This window comes from Kutzneria viridogrisea DSM 43870 (assembly GCF_000525635.1).
Classification (GTDB): Bacteria; Actinomycetota; Actinomycetes; order Mycobacteriales; family Pseudonocardiaceae; genus Kutzneria; species Kutzneria viridogrisea.
This window is the reverse complement of record NZ_CP007155.1, coordinates 1,732,086-1,744,712: the sequence shown is the minus strand read 5'-3', so window position 1 is coordinate 1,744,712 and position 12,627 is coordinate 1,732,086. Positions and strand designations below refer to the sequence as shown.

Annotated in this window: 11 protein-coding genes and 2 tRNA genes; 6 read left to right on the top strand and 7 right to left on the bottom strand. The window is 70.5% G+C overall.

The window, feature by feature from the left end; genetic code table 11:
• Nucleotides 1-42 precede the first annotated feature (42 nt).
• Both KALB_RS07815 and KALB_RS07810 read left to right on the top strand, forming a co-directional pair.
• On the top strand, nt 43-597 hold the full coding sequence (locus KALB_RS07815; protein ID WP_025355167.1) for a hypothetical protein: 555 nt from the start codon (nt 43-45) through the stop codon (nt 595-597).
• A 33-nt stretch (nt 598-630) separates the two neighbouring features.
• A complete protein-coding gene (locus tag KALB_RS07810; protein ID WP_025355166.1) occupies nt 631-2,931 on the top strand; it encodes an FdhF/YdeP family oxidoreductase in 2,301 nt (766 codons plus the stop codon).
• 134 nt (nt 2,932-3,065) lie between these two features.
• Here the strand turns inward: KALB_RS07810 and KALB_RS07805 are convergent, their stop codons facing one another.
• Nucleotides 3,066-3,509 carry a MarR family winged helix-turn-helix transcriptional regulator gene (locus KALB_RS07805; protein WP_148309398.1) on the bottom strand — a complete coding sequence of 148 codons (444 nt, stop codon included), beginning with the start codon at nt 3,507-3,509 and terminating at the stop codon, nt 3,066-3,068.
• 49 nt (nt 3,510-3,558) lie between these two features.
• Here KALB_RS07805 and KALB_RS07800 point away from each other — a divergent pair, with 49 nt between their 5' ends.
• Nucleotides 3,559-4,782: an MFS transporter gene (locus KALB_RS07800; protein WP_051913430.1), complete on the top strand. Its 1,224-nt coding sequence runs from the start codon at nt 3,559-3,561 to the stop codon at nt 4,780-4,782.
• Here KALB_RS07800 and KALB_RS50160 read toward each other — a convergent pair.
• Complete coding sequence (locus KALB_RS50160) at nt 4,754-4,861, bottom strand: MFS transporter small subunit (protein WP_420811818.1); 108 nt, start codon at nt 4,859-4,861, stop codon at nt 4,754-4,756. The two genes, KALB_RS07800 and KALB_RS50160, sit on opposite strands and share 29 nt — an antisense overlap.
• Nucleotides 4,858-6,201: an L-lactate MFS transporter gene (locus KALB_RS07795; protein WP_025355163.1), complete on the bottom strand. Its 1,344-nt coding sequence runs from the start codon at nt 6,199-6,201 to the stop codon at nt 4,858-4,860. The genes KALB_RS50160 and KALB_RS07795 overlap by 4 nt, the downstream gene beginning before the upstream one ends.
• 148 nt (nt 6,202-6,349) lie before the next feature.
• Between KALB_RS07795 and fdhD the strand changes: the two genes are divergently transcribed.
• Nucleotides 6,350-7,174 carry a formate dehydrogenase accessory sulfurtransferase FdhD gene (gene fdhD, locus KALB_RS07790; RefSeq protein WP_025355162.1) on the top strand — a complete coding sequence of 275 codons (825 nt, stop codon included), beginning with the start codon at nt 6,350-6,352 and terminating at the stop codon, nt 7,172-7,174.
• Nucleotides 7,171-8,358, top strand: coding sequence for a CaiB/BaiF CoA transferase family protein (locus KALB_RS07785; protein WP_025355161.1), 1,188 nt, complete (start codon nt 7,171-7,173; stop codon nt 8,356-8,358). The genes fdhD and KALB_RS07785 overlap by 4 nt, the downstream gene beginning before the upstream one ends.
• A gap of 164 nt (nt 8,359-8,522) precedes the next feature.
• On the opposite strand, the gene clpX is transcribed toward KALB_RS07785, so the two are convergent.
• The 4 genes from clpX to KALB_RS07765 all read right to left on the bottom strand — a co-directional run bounded on the left by clpX (nt 8,523) and on the right by KALB_RS07765 (nt 12,456).
• A complete protein-coding gene (clpX, locus tag KALB_RS07780; RefSeq protein WP_025355160.1) occupies nt 8,523-9,803 on the bottom strand; it encodes an ATP-dependent Clp protease ATP-binding subunit ClpX in 1,281 nt (426 codons plus the stop codon).
• A 205-nt stretch (nt 9,804-10,008) separates the two neighbouring features.
• Nucleotides 10,009-10,638 carry an ATP-dependent Clp protease proteolytic subunit gene (locus tag KALB_RS07775; protein WP_025355159.1) on the bottom strand — a complete coding sequence of 210 codons (630 nt, stop codon included), beginning with the start codon at nt 10,636-10,638 and terminating at the stop codon, nt 10,009-10,011.
• Nucleotides 10,639-10,766: 128 nt separating this feature from the next.
• A complete protein-coding gene (gene tig / locus KALB_RS07770; RefSeq protein ID WP_025355158.1) occupies nt 10,767-12,131 on the bottom strand; it encodes a trigger factor in 1,365 nt (454 codons plus the stop codon).
• A 251-nt stretch (nt 12,132-12,382) separates the two neighbouring features.
• A tRNA-Pro gene (locus KALB_RS07765) sits at nt 12,383-12,456 on the bottom strand.
• Between the two features lie 85 nt (nt 12,457-12,541).
• Here KALB_RS07765 and KALB_RS07760 point away from each other — a divergent pair.
• Nucleotides 12,542-12,615: transfer RNA gene (locus tag KALB_RS07760), tRNA-Gly, on the top strand.
• Nucleotides 12,616-12,627 lie beyond the last annotated feature (12 nt).

Genomic DNA, 12,627 nt, shown 5'->3' with positions numbered 1-12,627 from the left:
CGTCTTGCTACCGTCGCGGACGGCAGTGCGAGGGGGAACGCCGTGGACGAGCTGGACGACCATCCCGATCTGAACGACCCGAAGTGGCTGCGCGAGGCCGAGCGCAGGGCCAACGCCGAGATCCGCCGCTACCGGCGCAAGCAGCGCGGCAGGCCCAAGCTGGGCACCATCGTGCTGGTGGTGGCGGCCCTGGCCTTCGCGGCGGCCTGCTACGGCCTCTACCAGCTCGGGGGTCGGGCGGTGAGCAACCCGGTGCTGCCCGAGGCCACCAGGGACGCGCTGCCGACCCAGGGCGTCGACCTGACCCAACCCTTCGCGGGCAGCCCGGCCGGGACCTGGGCCGAGCACGGCCGCTCCAGCTACGACCTGGTCTCGGGCGTCCACGAGGAGGTGGACTACAGCCTGGTCGAGGGCAGGCGGGTGCCGGGCGAGTCCAAGCAGTACTTCCTGTGGATGGCCTGCGACGCGGCCAAACGCGGTGAGCTGGCGCCGTACTTCGCCAACCCGGTCGAGTCCAGGGGCGCGCCGCTGGACAACCCGGACTCCGCGTTCGCGCCCAGCGCGAAGATGGACGCGCACGGTACCTGCCCGGGCTGACCGGCGACTTGCCCCTGGCGCCACAATGGGTGGATGACCCGCAGGGCACCTGAGCAGGACGTCGACGAGACACAGCTCCAGGTCGACAAGCCGAAGGACTACGCGGCCGGCATCCCGGGCGTACTCGTCTCCTTGCAGCACGGCGTACAGCAGATGGGTGCGGCACGGACCGTGCGCACGCTCAGGCTGCTCAACCAGCGCGAGGGCTTCGACTGCCCGGGCTGCGCGTGGCCGGAGCCGCAGGGCCACCGCAAGCCCGCGGAGTTCTGCGAGAACGGGGCCAAGGCGGTGGCCGAGGAGGCCACCAAGCGGCGGGTCGGGCCGGAGTTCTTCGCCGCGCACCCGATCGCGGAGCTGGCGCAGGCCACCGACTACTGGCTCGGCCAGCAGGGGCGGCTGACCCACCCGATGGTGGTACGCGAGGGCGGCACGCACTACGAGCCGATCGGCTGGGACGAGGCGTTCTCGCTGGTGGCCGAGCACCTGCGCGGGCTGTCCGGCCCGGACGAGGCGGTGTTCTACACCTCGGGCCGCACCAGCAACGAGGCCGCGTTCAGCTACCAGCTGCTGGCCCGTTCCTTCGGCACCAACAACATGCCGGACTGCTCGAACATGTGCCACGAGTCCTCCGGCTCGGCGCTGATCCAGACCATCGGCGTCGGCAAGGGCTCGGTGAGCCTGGCCGACCTGACCAACGCCGACCTGGTGCTGGTGGTGGGCCAGAACCCGGGCACCAACCACCCGCGCATGCTGTCCGCGCTGGAGGAGGCCAAGGGCAACGGGGCCACCGTGGTGGCCGTCAACCCGTTGCCCGAGGCCGGGTTGATGCGGTTCAAGAACCCGCAGAACGTGCGCGGCCTGGTCGGCAGGGGCACGCCGCTGGCGGACATGTTCTGCCAGATCCGGCTGGGTGGCGACCTCGCGCTGTTCCGCGCCCTGGGCCACCTGGTGCTGGCCGCCGAGGACGCCGCGCCCGGCACCGTGCTGGACACGGAGTTCATCGCGCAGCACACGCACGGCTTCGAGCAGTGGGCCGCCGAGGTCCGTGACCTGGACTGGGACGAGGTGGACCGCGCCACTGGCCTGCCTCGGGCGCAGATCGAGGAACTGGCTGGGCTGTTGGTGAGGTCCGAGCGGACCATCATCTGCTGGGCCATGGGCCTGACCCAGCACAAGAAGTCGGTGCCGACCATCCGCGAGCTGGTGAACCTGTTGCTGCTGCGGGGAATGATCGGCAAGCCGGGTGCGGGCGTGTGCCCCGTGCGCGGGCACTCCAACGTGCAGGGCGATCGCACGATGGGCATCTACGAGAAGCCCAAGGCGCCGTTCCTGGACGCGCTCGACGCCGAGTTCGGCATCACCTCCCCGCGCGAGCACGGGTTCGACACCGTGCAGGCCGTGCGCGCCATGCGGGACGGCGCGGCCAAGGTCTTCTTCGCCGTGGGCGGCAACTTCGTGTCCGCGACCCCCGACACCGAGGTCACCGAACGGGCCCTGCGCAACTGCGAGCTCACCGTGCAGGTGTCGACCAAGCTGAACCGTTCGCACGCGGTGCACGGCAGGACCGCGCTGATCCTGCCCACGCTCGGCCGCACCGAGCGGGACGAGCAGGCGGGTGGTACGCAGTTCGTCACCGTCGAGGACTCCATGTCGGTGGTGCACTCCTCGCGTGGCAGGCTGGCGCCGGCCAGCGAGCACCTGCTGTCCGAGGTGGCCATCGTGTCCCGGCTCGGCCGTGCGCTGTTCGGGGAGGACCACGTCGTGCCGTGGGCGGAGTTCGAGCGCGACTACGACTCGGTGCGCGAACGCATCGCCCGCGTCGTGCCCGGATGTGCCGACTACAACAGGAAAGTCCGCCAGCCGGACGGCTTCGTGCTGCCACATCCGCCGCGTGACTCGCGGCAGTTCCCCACCAGCACGGGCAAGGCCAACTTCACGGTGAACCCGGTCGAGCTGATCGAGGTGCCCGCCGGGCGGCTGATCCTGCAGACCCTGCGCAGCCACGACCAGTACAACACCACCATCTACGGCCTGGACGACCGCTACCGCGGCGTGCACAACGGGCGTCGCGTGGTGTTCGTCAACCCCGAGGACCTGACCGAACTCGGGTTCGCCGACGGGCAACTGGTGGACATGGTCAGCGAGTGGGGTGTGGGCCCCGAACTGGCCGAACGGCGCGTGAAGAGCTTCCGGATCATCGCCTACCCCACCGCCCGGGGCTGCGCCGCCGCCTACTTCCCGGAGGCGAACGCGTTGGTACCGCTGGATTCCGTGGCGGAAACGAGCAACACTCCCACCTCGAAGGCGATCATCATCAGGCTGGAGGGCAGCTGAGGGAGGGGCGCTCTACCCATGAACATCCCCCGCCACTCCCAGGGGGGCGACCCCGGAACCAGTCTACCGCCCCACCCCGACAGTTGATCTTCACCAAGATCCACATGTGGACAACTCGCGAGTGAACGGGCCGTTCAACCCGACTCCTCGATGTGCGCCTCCACGCGCAGCAGCAGTTCCAGGAAGGTGCGGCGCTCCTGCGCGCTGAGCACCTGCCAGGTCGTGTCGGAGTGCTCGCGGGCGATCCGCTTGATCTCCGCGAGCCGCTCCTGACCCGCCTCGGTGATCGCGAGCAGGCTCGCGCGCCGGTCGGTCGGGTCGGGCTCGCGCGCGAGCAGGCCGTCGCGCTCCAGCGCGTCCACGGCCGCGGTCACCGCCCGCCCCGTCAGCCCCAGCGACTCGCGCACCGCCCCCATCCTGGGCCGCCAGCCCAGCGACTCGGTCACCAGCAGCAGCCGCACCTGGGCCACCGGCCAGCCGTAGCGCCGGTAGGGCGCCCCGGCGTGGCGCCGCATCCGGTGGGTGACCCGCATCAGCGCGTCGGCGACCTCGGACCCGCTGGGATTCTCCGTTGACACGCACCCCAGGTTACGCGCAACGTATATAGGCGCAATTGATACTAACTACTTGTATACAACTTGGGGGACCTCGGTGTTCAGCCGGACCTACCTGCTCCACCTCGTCGCCACCACGATTTCGATGCTCGGCACCGCGGGTGCGAACGTCGCCGCGGTGTTCACCGTGCTCTACGCGGGCGGCGACACCACCGACGTGGCCTCGGTGGCGCTCGCCTCGCTGCTGCCCGCGCTGGCGTTCTTCCTGATCGGCGGCGTGATCGCCGACCGCTGGCCACGCAACCTGGTACTGGTCGGCAGCAACTCGCTGTCGGCGCTGTCCCAAGGTGTGCTCGCGGTGCTCGTGCTCACCGGCTCGGTGCGGATGTGGCACCTGGTGTTCGCAGCCGCGATCACCGGCCTGACCACCGCGTTCGCGATGCCCGCATCGCAGGGCCTGCTGATGCGCGGGGTGGACCGCGAGCACGCCAGCCGGGCGTTCGCCCTGTTCCGGCTGGGCATCAACCTGGCGCAGATCGGCGGGGCCGCGCTCGGCGGGGTGCTGGTCGCCGGCATCGGGCCGGGCTGGGTGCTGGCCGCCGACGCGGCGACCTTCGCCGTGGCGGCACTGCTCCGGCTCGCCATGCGGGTGGAGGGCAGGCTGCGGGTCAGCGGCGGGCTCGGCAGGGAGTTGGCCGAGGGCTGGACGGAGTTCCGCGCGCACCGCTGGCTGGCGGCACTGGTCGTGCAGTTCGCGGCGATCAGCACCCTCTCGGTCGGCGCCTTCGAGAACGTGCTGGGGCCGGTGCAGGCCAACGAGTCGCTCGGCGGGGCCGCCGCGTGGGGCGCGGTACTGGCCGCCGACGCGGTGGGCATGGTGCTCGGCGGGCTGGTCATGCTGCGCTGGCAACCACGCCGTCCACTGGTCGGCGCCGCGTGCGCGGGCCTGCTCACGGTCCTGCCGATGCTGTCCATGGCAGCGGGCATGCCGGTGGTCGTGGTGTGCGCCGCCGCCCTGACAGGTGGCCTCGGCGTGGAGGTGTTCGGCGTCAACCTGATGACGGCCATGTCCAGCCAAGTGGACCGCGAGCGGATCTCCCGGGTCTCGGCCTACCAGTCACTGGCCGGGTTCGGCCTCACCCCGCTCGGGGTGGCCGCCACCGGCCAGCTCGCCGGGCTGGTCGGCACCAGGGCAACACTGTGGACCGGTTCGGTGCTGCTGGCCGCGCTCGGACTGGCCGTGCTGGCGCTGCCCTCGGTGCGCGAGCTCAGGCCCGGAACAGCTGTGCGACCTTGACCACCAGTTCGTACACGCCCCAGAGGAACGGCAGGCCCACCCACAGCCAGGCCAGCACCATCAACGCGTTCCGGTTCACTGGGCCCGCACCTCCTCGGCCCGCGCCACCGCGGGCTCGTGCCACCGCTGGGCGACCGGGCGGATCAGCTCGTTGGCCACGAACCCGGCCACCAGCAGCCCGATCATGATCAAGAACGAGGTGGAGTACAGCGCCGGGCCCGAACGGCCGCCCGCGGCCTGGGCGTCGGCGATGCCGTCCACGATCAGCGGGCCGAGCACCCCGGCCACCGACCAGGCGGTGAGCAGCCTGCCGTGGATGGCGCCCACCTGGTAGGTGCCGAACAGGTCCCGCAGGTAGGCGGGCACGGTGGCGAAACCGCCGCCGTAGAAGGACAGGATCGCGATGGTGGCCAGCACGAACACCGGGCGGCTGGTGTTGCCGACCAGCACCAGCACCAGGTACAGCAGGGCGCCGACGCCGAGGTAGAGCCGGTAGATGTTCTTGCGCCCCACCAGGTCCGACAGGGAGGACCAGACGAACCGGCCGAGCATGTTGGTCAGCGAGAGCAGCGCGACGAAGCCCGCGGCGGTGGCCGGGCCGGGGTGGAAGAAGTCGGTGATCATCGGCGCGGCCTTCTCCAGCACGCCGATGCCCGCGGTCACGTTGAAGCAGAGCACCACCCACAGCAGCCAGAACTGCGGGGTGCGGATGGCGTTGTGCGCGGACACGTCCGCCGCGGTGACCAGGCCGCGCTTGGCCGCGCGCCCGGGGTCCCAGCCCGCGGGCTTCCAGTTCTCCGGCGGCACCCGGACCAGCAGCACGCCCAGCGCCATGAACAGGGCGTACACCACTCCGTGCAAGGCGAAGGTCGCCGCGATGCCACCCGTGCCGGAGCCGAACCCGGCCAGCATCGCGGTGGACCAGGGTGAGGCGATGAGCGCGCCGCCGCCGAAGCCCATGATCGCCACGCCGGTGGCCATGCCCGGCCGGTCCGGGAACCACTTGATCAGCGTGGACACCGGGGAGATGTAGCCGATGCCCAGCCCGACCCCGCCGAGCAGCCCGTAGCCCACGACCACCAGCCAGAACTGGCCGAGCAGGACACCGAGCGCGGCAACCAGGAAACCCCCGCCGAAGCACACCGAGGACAGGGCCATGGCCCAGCGCGGGCCCCTGCGCTCGACCACCGTGCCACCGAAGGCAGCGGACAGCCCGAGCATGACGATGGCAACCTGGAAGGGCAGACCACTCTCCACCCCGGTCAGCCCCAGCGCCTTCTCCAAGGGGGTCTTGAACACGCTCCACGCGTACGCCTGGCCGATGGACAGGTGCACGGCCAACGCGGCGGGCGGCACGAGCCACCTGCTCCACCCCGGCGGCGCCACCACTCGTGACCGATCGAGGACCCCGAGCCCCATAACCAACGACCTCCCACCTCGTTGACAATGGAACCTATTGGGCCGTGCGAGGCTGGCGCACGATCGTGCGTTGAACGAACGCCAAACGGTGCCCTCGTAGCGCCGAACGGACAGTAATCGGACACTTACGAAACGCGGAGGTTCCGTAATGGGGCGAGTGACCGTGCGCATGCCCGTTGTCAAGCTCTCCCACCAGGGCGAACGTCTTCGGCCGGATGCACTAGCCGCCGAGGAACCACTCGAACTGCGGATTGACGGGCGACCACTAGCTGTAACCATGCGCACCCCGGGACACGATGTGGAGCTCTCCCACGGGTTCCTGCTCACCGAAGGCGTGATCGGTGGGCGTGCGGACATCTCCCTGGCCCGCTACTGCGAGGGCGCCGGTCCGGACGGCCGCAACACCTACAACGTGCTCGACATCGCGCTGGCCCCCGGGGTCGCCCCGCCCGAGGTCGGGGTGGAGCGCAACTTCTACACCACCTCCTCCTGCGGGGTCTGCGGCAAGGCCGCGCTGGACGCGGTCAAGCTGCGCAGCCGCTACTCCCCTGCCGGGGACCCGTGCACGGTCGAACAGCATGTGCTCACCCAACTGCCCGACGCGCTGCGCGCCGCCCAGAAGGTGTTCGACGCGACCGGCGGGCTGCACGGGGCCGGGCTGTTCACCAGTTCGGGTGAGCTGCTCGTGGTGCGCGAGGACGTCGGCAGGCACAACGCGGTGGACAAGGTGATCGGCTGGGCCGTGCAGCAGGGCCTCGTGCCGCTGCGGGGCTGTGTGCTCATGGTGTCCGGCCGGGCCTCCTTCGAGCTGGTGCAGAAGGCCGCGATGGCCGGTGTCCCGGTGCTGGCGGCGGTCTCCGCCCCGTCCTCGCTGGCCGCCGAACTGGCCCAGGAGCAGGGCATGACGCTGATCGGCTTCCTGCGCGGGGAGTCGATGAACGTCTACGCGGGCATCGAGCGGATCGTTCGGTGAAGCCGCTGGACGGGGTGCTGGTGCTCGCGCTGGAGCAGGCCGTGGCGGTGCCCTACGCCTCCCGGCTGCTCGCCGACCTGGGCGCTCGGGTGATCAAGGTGGAACGGCCGGGCCGCGGCGACTTCGCCCGCGACTACGACAGCGCCTGCGGGGAGGTCTCCTCGTACTTCGCCTGGGTCAACGTGGGCAAGGAGTCGGTCTGCCTCGACCTCAAGACGGCCGCGGGGCGGCGTGCCGTCGACGAGCTGGTGCGCCGGGCCGACGTGGTGCTGTGCAACCTGTCCCCCGCCGCCGCCCGCAGGCTGGGGCTGGACGCCGACACCCTGCGGGCCGCCCGGCCCGAGCTCGTGGTCGGCGAGCTGTCCGGCTACGGAGAGGACGGCCCGTACCGGGAGCGCAAGGCGTTCGACGCCCTGGTGCAGTCCGAGGCGGGCCTGATCGACCTGACCGGTGAGGGCGAGGTCAGCGCCAGGGCGGGCATCTCGGTGGCCGACATCGCCGGCGGGGTGCAGCTGCACGCCGCCGTGCTGGCCGCGCTGCTGGCCCGCCAGCGCACCGGCGAGGGCGCCACCCTGCGACTGTCCCTGCTCGACGCGCTGGCCGAATGGATGCACCAGCCGCTGCTCTACGCCGCGGGCACCGGGCAGGTACCCGCCCGCAACGGCGCCCACCACCCGACCATCGCCCCGTACGGCCCATTCCGCTGCGGGGACGGCGGCACCGTGCACCTGGCCGTGCAGAACGACCCGCAGTGGCAGCGGCTGTGTGCCGAGGTGCTCGGTATGCCCGAACTGGCCGCCGACCCGCGGTTCGGCACCGTGGCCGACCGGGTGCGCCGCCGCGAGGACCTGCATCAGCACCTGCAGAGCCACTTCGACACGCTGACCGCCGACGCGCTGCTCGTCGCACTGGACGAGGCCGACGTGCCCGCGGCCCGCACCCGGCGTGTCCTGGACCTGCTCAGCCACCCGCAGACCGTGGACCGGGACCGCCTGCGCGAGGTGCCGGTGCCCGGCGGAGTCGCCCCCATGCTGCGCCCGCCCGTGGACGCCTGGCAGTGGTCCGCGGCCCCGGTGCCCGCGCTCGGTGAGCACACCGCCCCCGTGCTGCGCTGGCTCGGTTTCAGCGAGGCGGAGATCGCCGAGGCCGGGTTGTCCACAGGCGGCGACCTGTCCACATCCTGATCTTGGTCAAGATCAACTGTCGGGGGTGGGCGGTAGACTGGTGACGGGGTCGCCCCCCTGGGAGTGGCGGGGGATGCACTAGTCGTAACGACTTGCACACCCCGCACACAGCGGAAGCGGCGAGCCGATCGCCCGCCGCTTCCCGCTGAACTCCTGCTGCCCGGTCAGGCCGACTTGTCGCGGCGCTCCCTGCGGCTGGGCTGCCGGGCCACGATCGTCGGGTTCACGTTCTCCCGCACGGTCTGCTCGGTGATGACCACCTTGGCCACGTCGGTGCGGCTGGGGATGTCGTACATCACCGGCAGCAGCACCTCCTCCATGATGGCGCGCAGGCCACGAGCACCGGTGCCGCGCAGGATCGCCTGGTCGGCGACCGCCTCCAGCGCGGTCTTGGTGAACTCCAGCTCCACGCCGTCCATCTCGAACAGCTTCTGGTACTGCTTGACCATCGCGTTGCGCGGCTCGGTCAGGATCTTGACCAGGGAGGGCTTGTCGAGGTTGGTGACGCTGGCCACCATCGGCAGCCGCCCGATGAACTCGGGGATGAGCCCGAACTTGATCAGGTCCTCGGGCATGGTCTCCGCGAACACCTCGGCCGACTCCATCTCGGCCTTGGAGCGGATCTCGGCGCCGAAGCCGAGGCTGCGCTTGCCGACCCGGTCCTGGATGATCCGCTCCAGCCCCGCGAAGGCCCCGGCCACGATGAACAGCACGTTCGTCGTGTCGATCTGGATGAACTCCTGGTGCGGGTGCTTGCGGCCGCCCTGCGGGGGCACGCTGGCGGTGGTGCCCTCCAGGATCTTCAGCAGCGCCTGCTGCACGCCCTCACCGGAGACGTCCCTGGTGATCGACGGGTTCTCGCTCTTGCGGGCGATCTTGTCGACCTCGTCGATGTAGATGATGCCCGTCTCGGCCCGCTTGACGTCGTAGTCGGCGGCCTGGATCAGCTTGAGCAGGATGTTCTCGACATCCTCGCCCACGTAACCCGCCTCGGTCAGCGCCGTGGCGTCGGCGATGGCGAAGGGCACGTTGAGCAGCTTGGCCAGGGTCTGCGCCAGGTAGGTCTTGCCGCAGCCGGTGGGCCCGAGCATCAGGATGTTCGACTTGACCAGCTCGACACCGTCGTCGCGGCCGTCCCGGTTGCGGTCACCGGCCTGGATCCGCTTGTAGTGGTTGTAGACGGCCACCGACAGGGTGCGCTTGGCATCGTCCTGGCCGATGACGTACTGGTCGAGGAAGTCGTGGATCTCGGCGGGCTTGGGCAGCTCGTCGAGCTTGACGTCACCGGCCTCGGCGAGTTCTTCCTCGATGATCTCGTTGCAGAGGTCGATGCACTCGTCGCAGATGTACACGCCGGGGCCGGCGATGAGCTTTTTCACCTGCTTCTGGCTCTTCCCGCAGAAGGAGCACTTGAGCAGGTCTCCGCCGTCACCGATACGCGCCATGACCGCTGACCTCTGTCCCCTCCGGTACGCCGTCGGATCCGACGCACCTGGCTGTCACGATGGCCCGCTCCACAGGTGTGAGGCGAGCACGTTCCCCTCGACGGTACCCGCCCGCGCTGGCGAGCGGGAGGACCAGCGTGCCCCGACCGTGTCGAACCAGACGTCAACAGGCCTGGGTCGGCGTGTCGGCCGGGGCCGCGGCACCCTAGCTCTGCGCGGACAGCTTCCGGTAGGGAAGCACGTCGTCGATGATCCCGTAGGCCTTGGCCTGCTCGGCCGTCAGGATCTTGTCGCGGTCGATGTCCTCGCGGACCTGCTCGGCCGACCGGTTCGTGTGCCTGGCCAGCGTGGTCTCCAGGGCGGTGCGGACCCGCTGGATCTCGTTGGCCTGGATCTCCAGGTCGGACACCTGGCCGTAGAGGCCCTCGGTGGCCGGCTGGTGGATCAGGATCCGGGCGTTGGGCAGCGCGTAGCGCTTGCCGGGGGTGCCCGCGGCCAGCAGCACGGCTGCGGCCGAGGCGGCCTGCCCCAGACAGAACGTCTGGATGTCCGGACGCACGTACTGCATCGTGTCGTAGATGGCCATCAGCGAGGTGAACGAGCCACCGGGCGAGTTGATGTACATGGTGATGTCGCGGTCGGGGTCGACCGACTCCAGGTACATGATCTGCGCCATCACGTCGTTGGCCGACGCGTCGTCGATCTGCACCCCGAGGAAGATGATGCGCTCCTCGAAGAGCTTGTTGTACGGGTTGGACTCCTTGACCCCGTAGCTGGTGCGCTCGACGAACGACGGCAGCACGTAGCGGGACTGGAGTGGCTGGAACTGGCTCACTGAAAACTCCTGGCGTCGCTTGTCGCTTGATCGAGCTGGCCGGCCCTCGGGGCCGCCTGACGTGCCCTCGACTTTAACGAACGCGGGCGGCGTCGATGCTCCGACACCGCCCGCGTTCGCTCAGGGCGTCACGCCTGCTCGGCGGCCTCGTCCTGGCCCTGCGCCGCCTCGTCGGCGGCGCCGAACAGCTCGGTGAGGTCCACCGTGCCGCCCGCGCCGTCGGTGACCGTGGCCTGGCGCACGACCGTGGCCAGCGCCTTGCCGCGGCGCACCTCGGCGAAGATCGCGCCGAGCTGGCCGGCCTGCTGGGCGCGCTGCACGTACTCGTCCGGGCTGACCCCGAAGCGCTGGGCCTGGTAGACGATGCGCTCGGACAGCTCCGCGTCGTTGACCTGGACCTGGTTCACGTCGGCGATGGCATCCAGCACGAGCTGGGTCTTGACGGCCTGCTCGGCTGCGGTGCGCACCTCGGCCTCGAACTCGTCCTTGGTCTGCCCCTGCTCGGTCAGCCAGGCGTCGAACTTCGCCTCGTCGTGGTCGAAGGCGTGCACGGCGTCGTGCTTGCGGGTGTCCACCTCGGCGGTGACCACGGCCTCCGGCAGCGGCACCTCGGTGGCCTCCAGCAGGGCCTCCAGCACCTTGTCGCGGGCCTGCACGCCCTGCTGCATGCGGTGCACCCGACCCAGCCGCTCGCGCAGGTCGGCCTTGAGCTCCTCGAGGGTGTCGAACTCGCTCGCCAGCTGGGCGAACTCGTCGTCGGCCTCGGGCAGCTGACGCTCCTTGACGGTGCTGACCACGGCGCTGACCTCGGCCTCGCGGCCCTCGAACTCGCCCGCGACCAGCTTGGTGGTGAAGGTCTTGGTCTCACCGGCGGTGGCGCCGATCAGGGCGTCGTCGATGCCCTCCACGAGCTGGCCGGAGCCGATCTCGTAGGACAGGCCGGCGGTGCGGGCCTCCTCGACCTCGGCGCCGTCCACGGTGGCCGACAGGTCCACGACCACGAAGTCGCCGGACTGGGCGGGGCGGTCCACCCCGGTCAGCGTGCCGAACCGGGCGCGCAGCTCGTCGAGCTGGGTGTCCACGTCGGAGTCGCTGGTCTCCACCTCGTCCACCGTGACGGACAGGCCGTCGAAGGCGGGCAGGGTGATCTCCGGGCGGATGTCGACCTCGGCGGTGAAGGCCAGGTGCTCGCCGTCCTCGATCTTGGTGACCTCGATGTCCGGACGGCCCAGCGCGCGCACCTCGCCCGCGTTGACGGCCTCCATGTACTTGGCCGGGATCGCCTCGTTGACGACCTCGTCCAGGACCGGGGCGCGGCCGATGCGGGACTCCAGCACGCGGGCGGGTGCCTTGCCGGGGCGGAAGCCGGGGATGCGGACCTGCTGCGCCAGCTTGCGGTAGGCGCGGTCGAAGTTGGGCTTCAGCTCGTCGAACGGCACCTCGACGTTGATCCGGACCCTGGTCGGGCTCAGCTGCTCGACGGTGCTCTTCAACGTGGTCTCCTCGTACGAACAAATGGCGTGTCTGAACGGCCCGGAGCACCAGGACGCACGCCGGGATTTCTGGACAAGTCTAGGCCGAGCCCGCGCAGTCGGGATCCGGGGTCCCGCACCTGGCCCGCGTCACCCGCCACCGGGGGTCCAGGGGGCTCGCCCCCTGGCGGGGGCGTGGGGGCCCGGCCCCCACAGCAATGACGGACGAGGCCGCTCGCGTTCTCCGCGAGCACACCTGTCCCACTCGACCGTCGGGGTGGCGGGATTTGAACCCACGGCCCCTCGCTCCCAAAGCGAGTGCGCTACCAAACTGCGCCACACCCCGCCGCACCACCTCGTGGGGTGGTGCGCGTGGAGAGAGTAGCGCGACCCGGTAAGCTCCCGCATGCACCCGGTGCTTCCGGGGGCGTGCGGGTGTAGCTCAATGGCAGAGCCCCAGCCTTCCAAGCTGGTCATGCGGGTTCGATTCCCGTCACCCGCTCCACCTCTTGCCCGC

What these genes read in the sequence shown, in the direction of transcription:
- fdhD (WP_025355162.1), top strand. Translation starts at nt 6,350, where the DNA reads ATGGGGCGAGTGACCGTGCGCATGCCCGTTGTCAAGCTCTCCCACCAG.
- KALB_RS07810 (WP_025355166.1), top strand. Translation starts at nt 631, where the DNA reads ATGACCCGCAGGGCACCTGAGCAGGACGTCGACGAGACACAGCTCCAG.
- KALB_RS07795 (WP_025355163.1), bottom strand. Translation starts at nt 6,201, where the DNA reads ATGGGGCTCGGGGTCCTCGATCGGTCACGAGTGGTGGCGCCGCCGGGG.
- clpX (WP_025355160.1), bottom strand. Translation starts at nt 9,803, where the DNA reads ATGGCGCGTATCGGTGACGGCGGAGACCTGCTCAAGTGCTCCTTCTGC.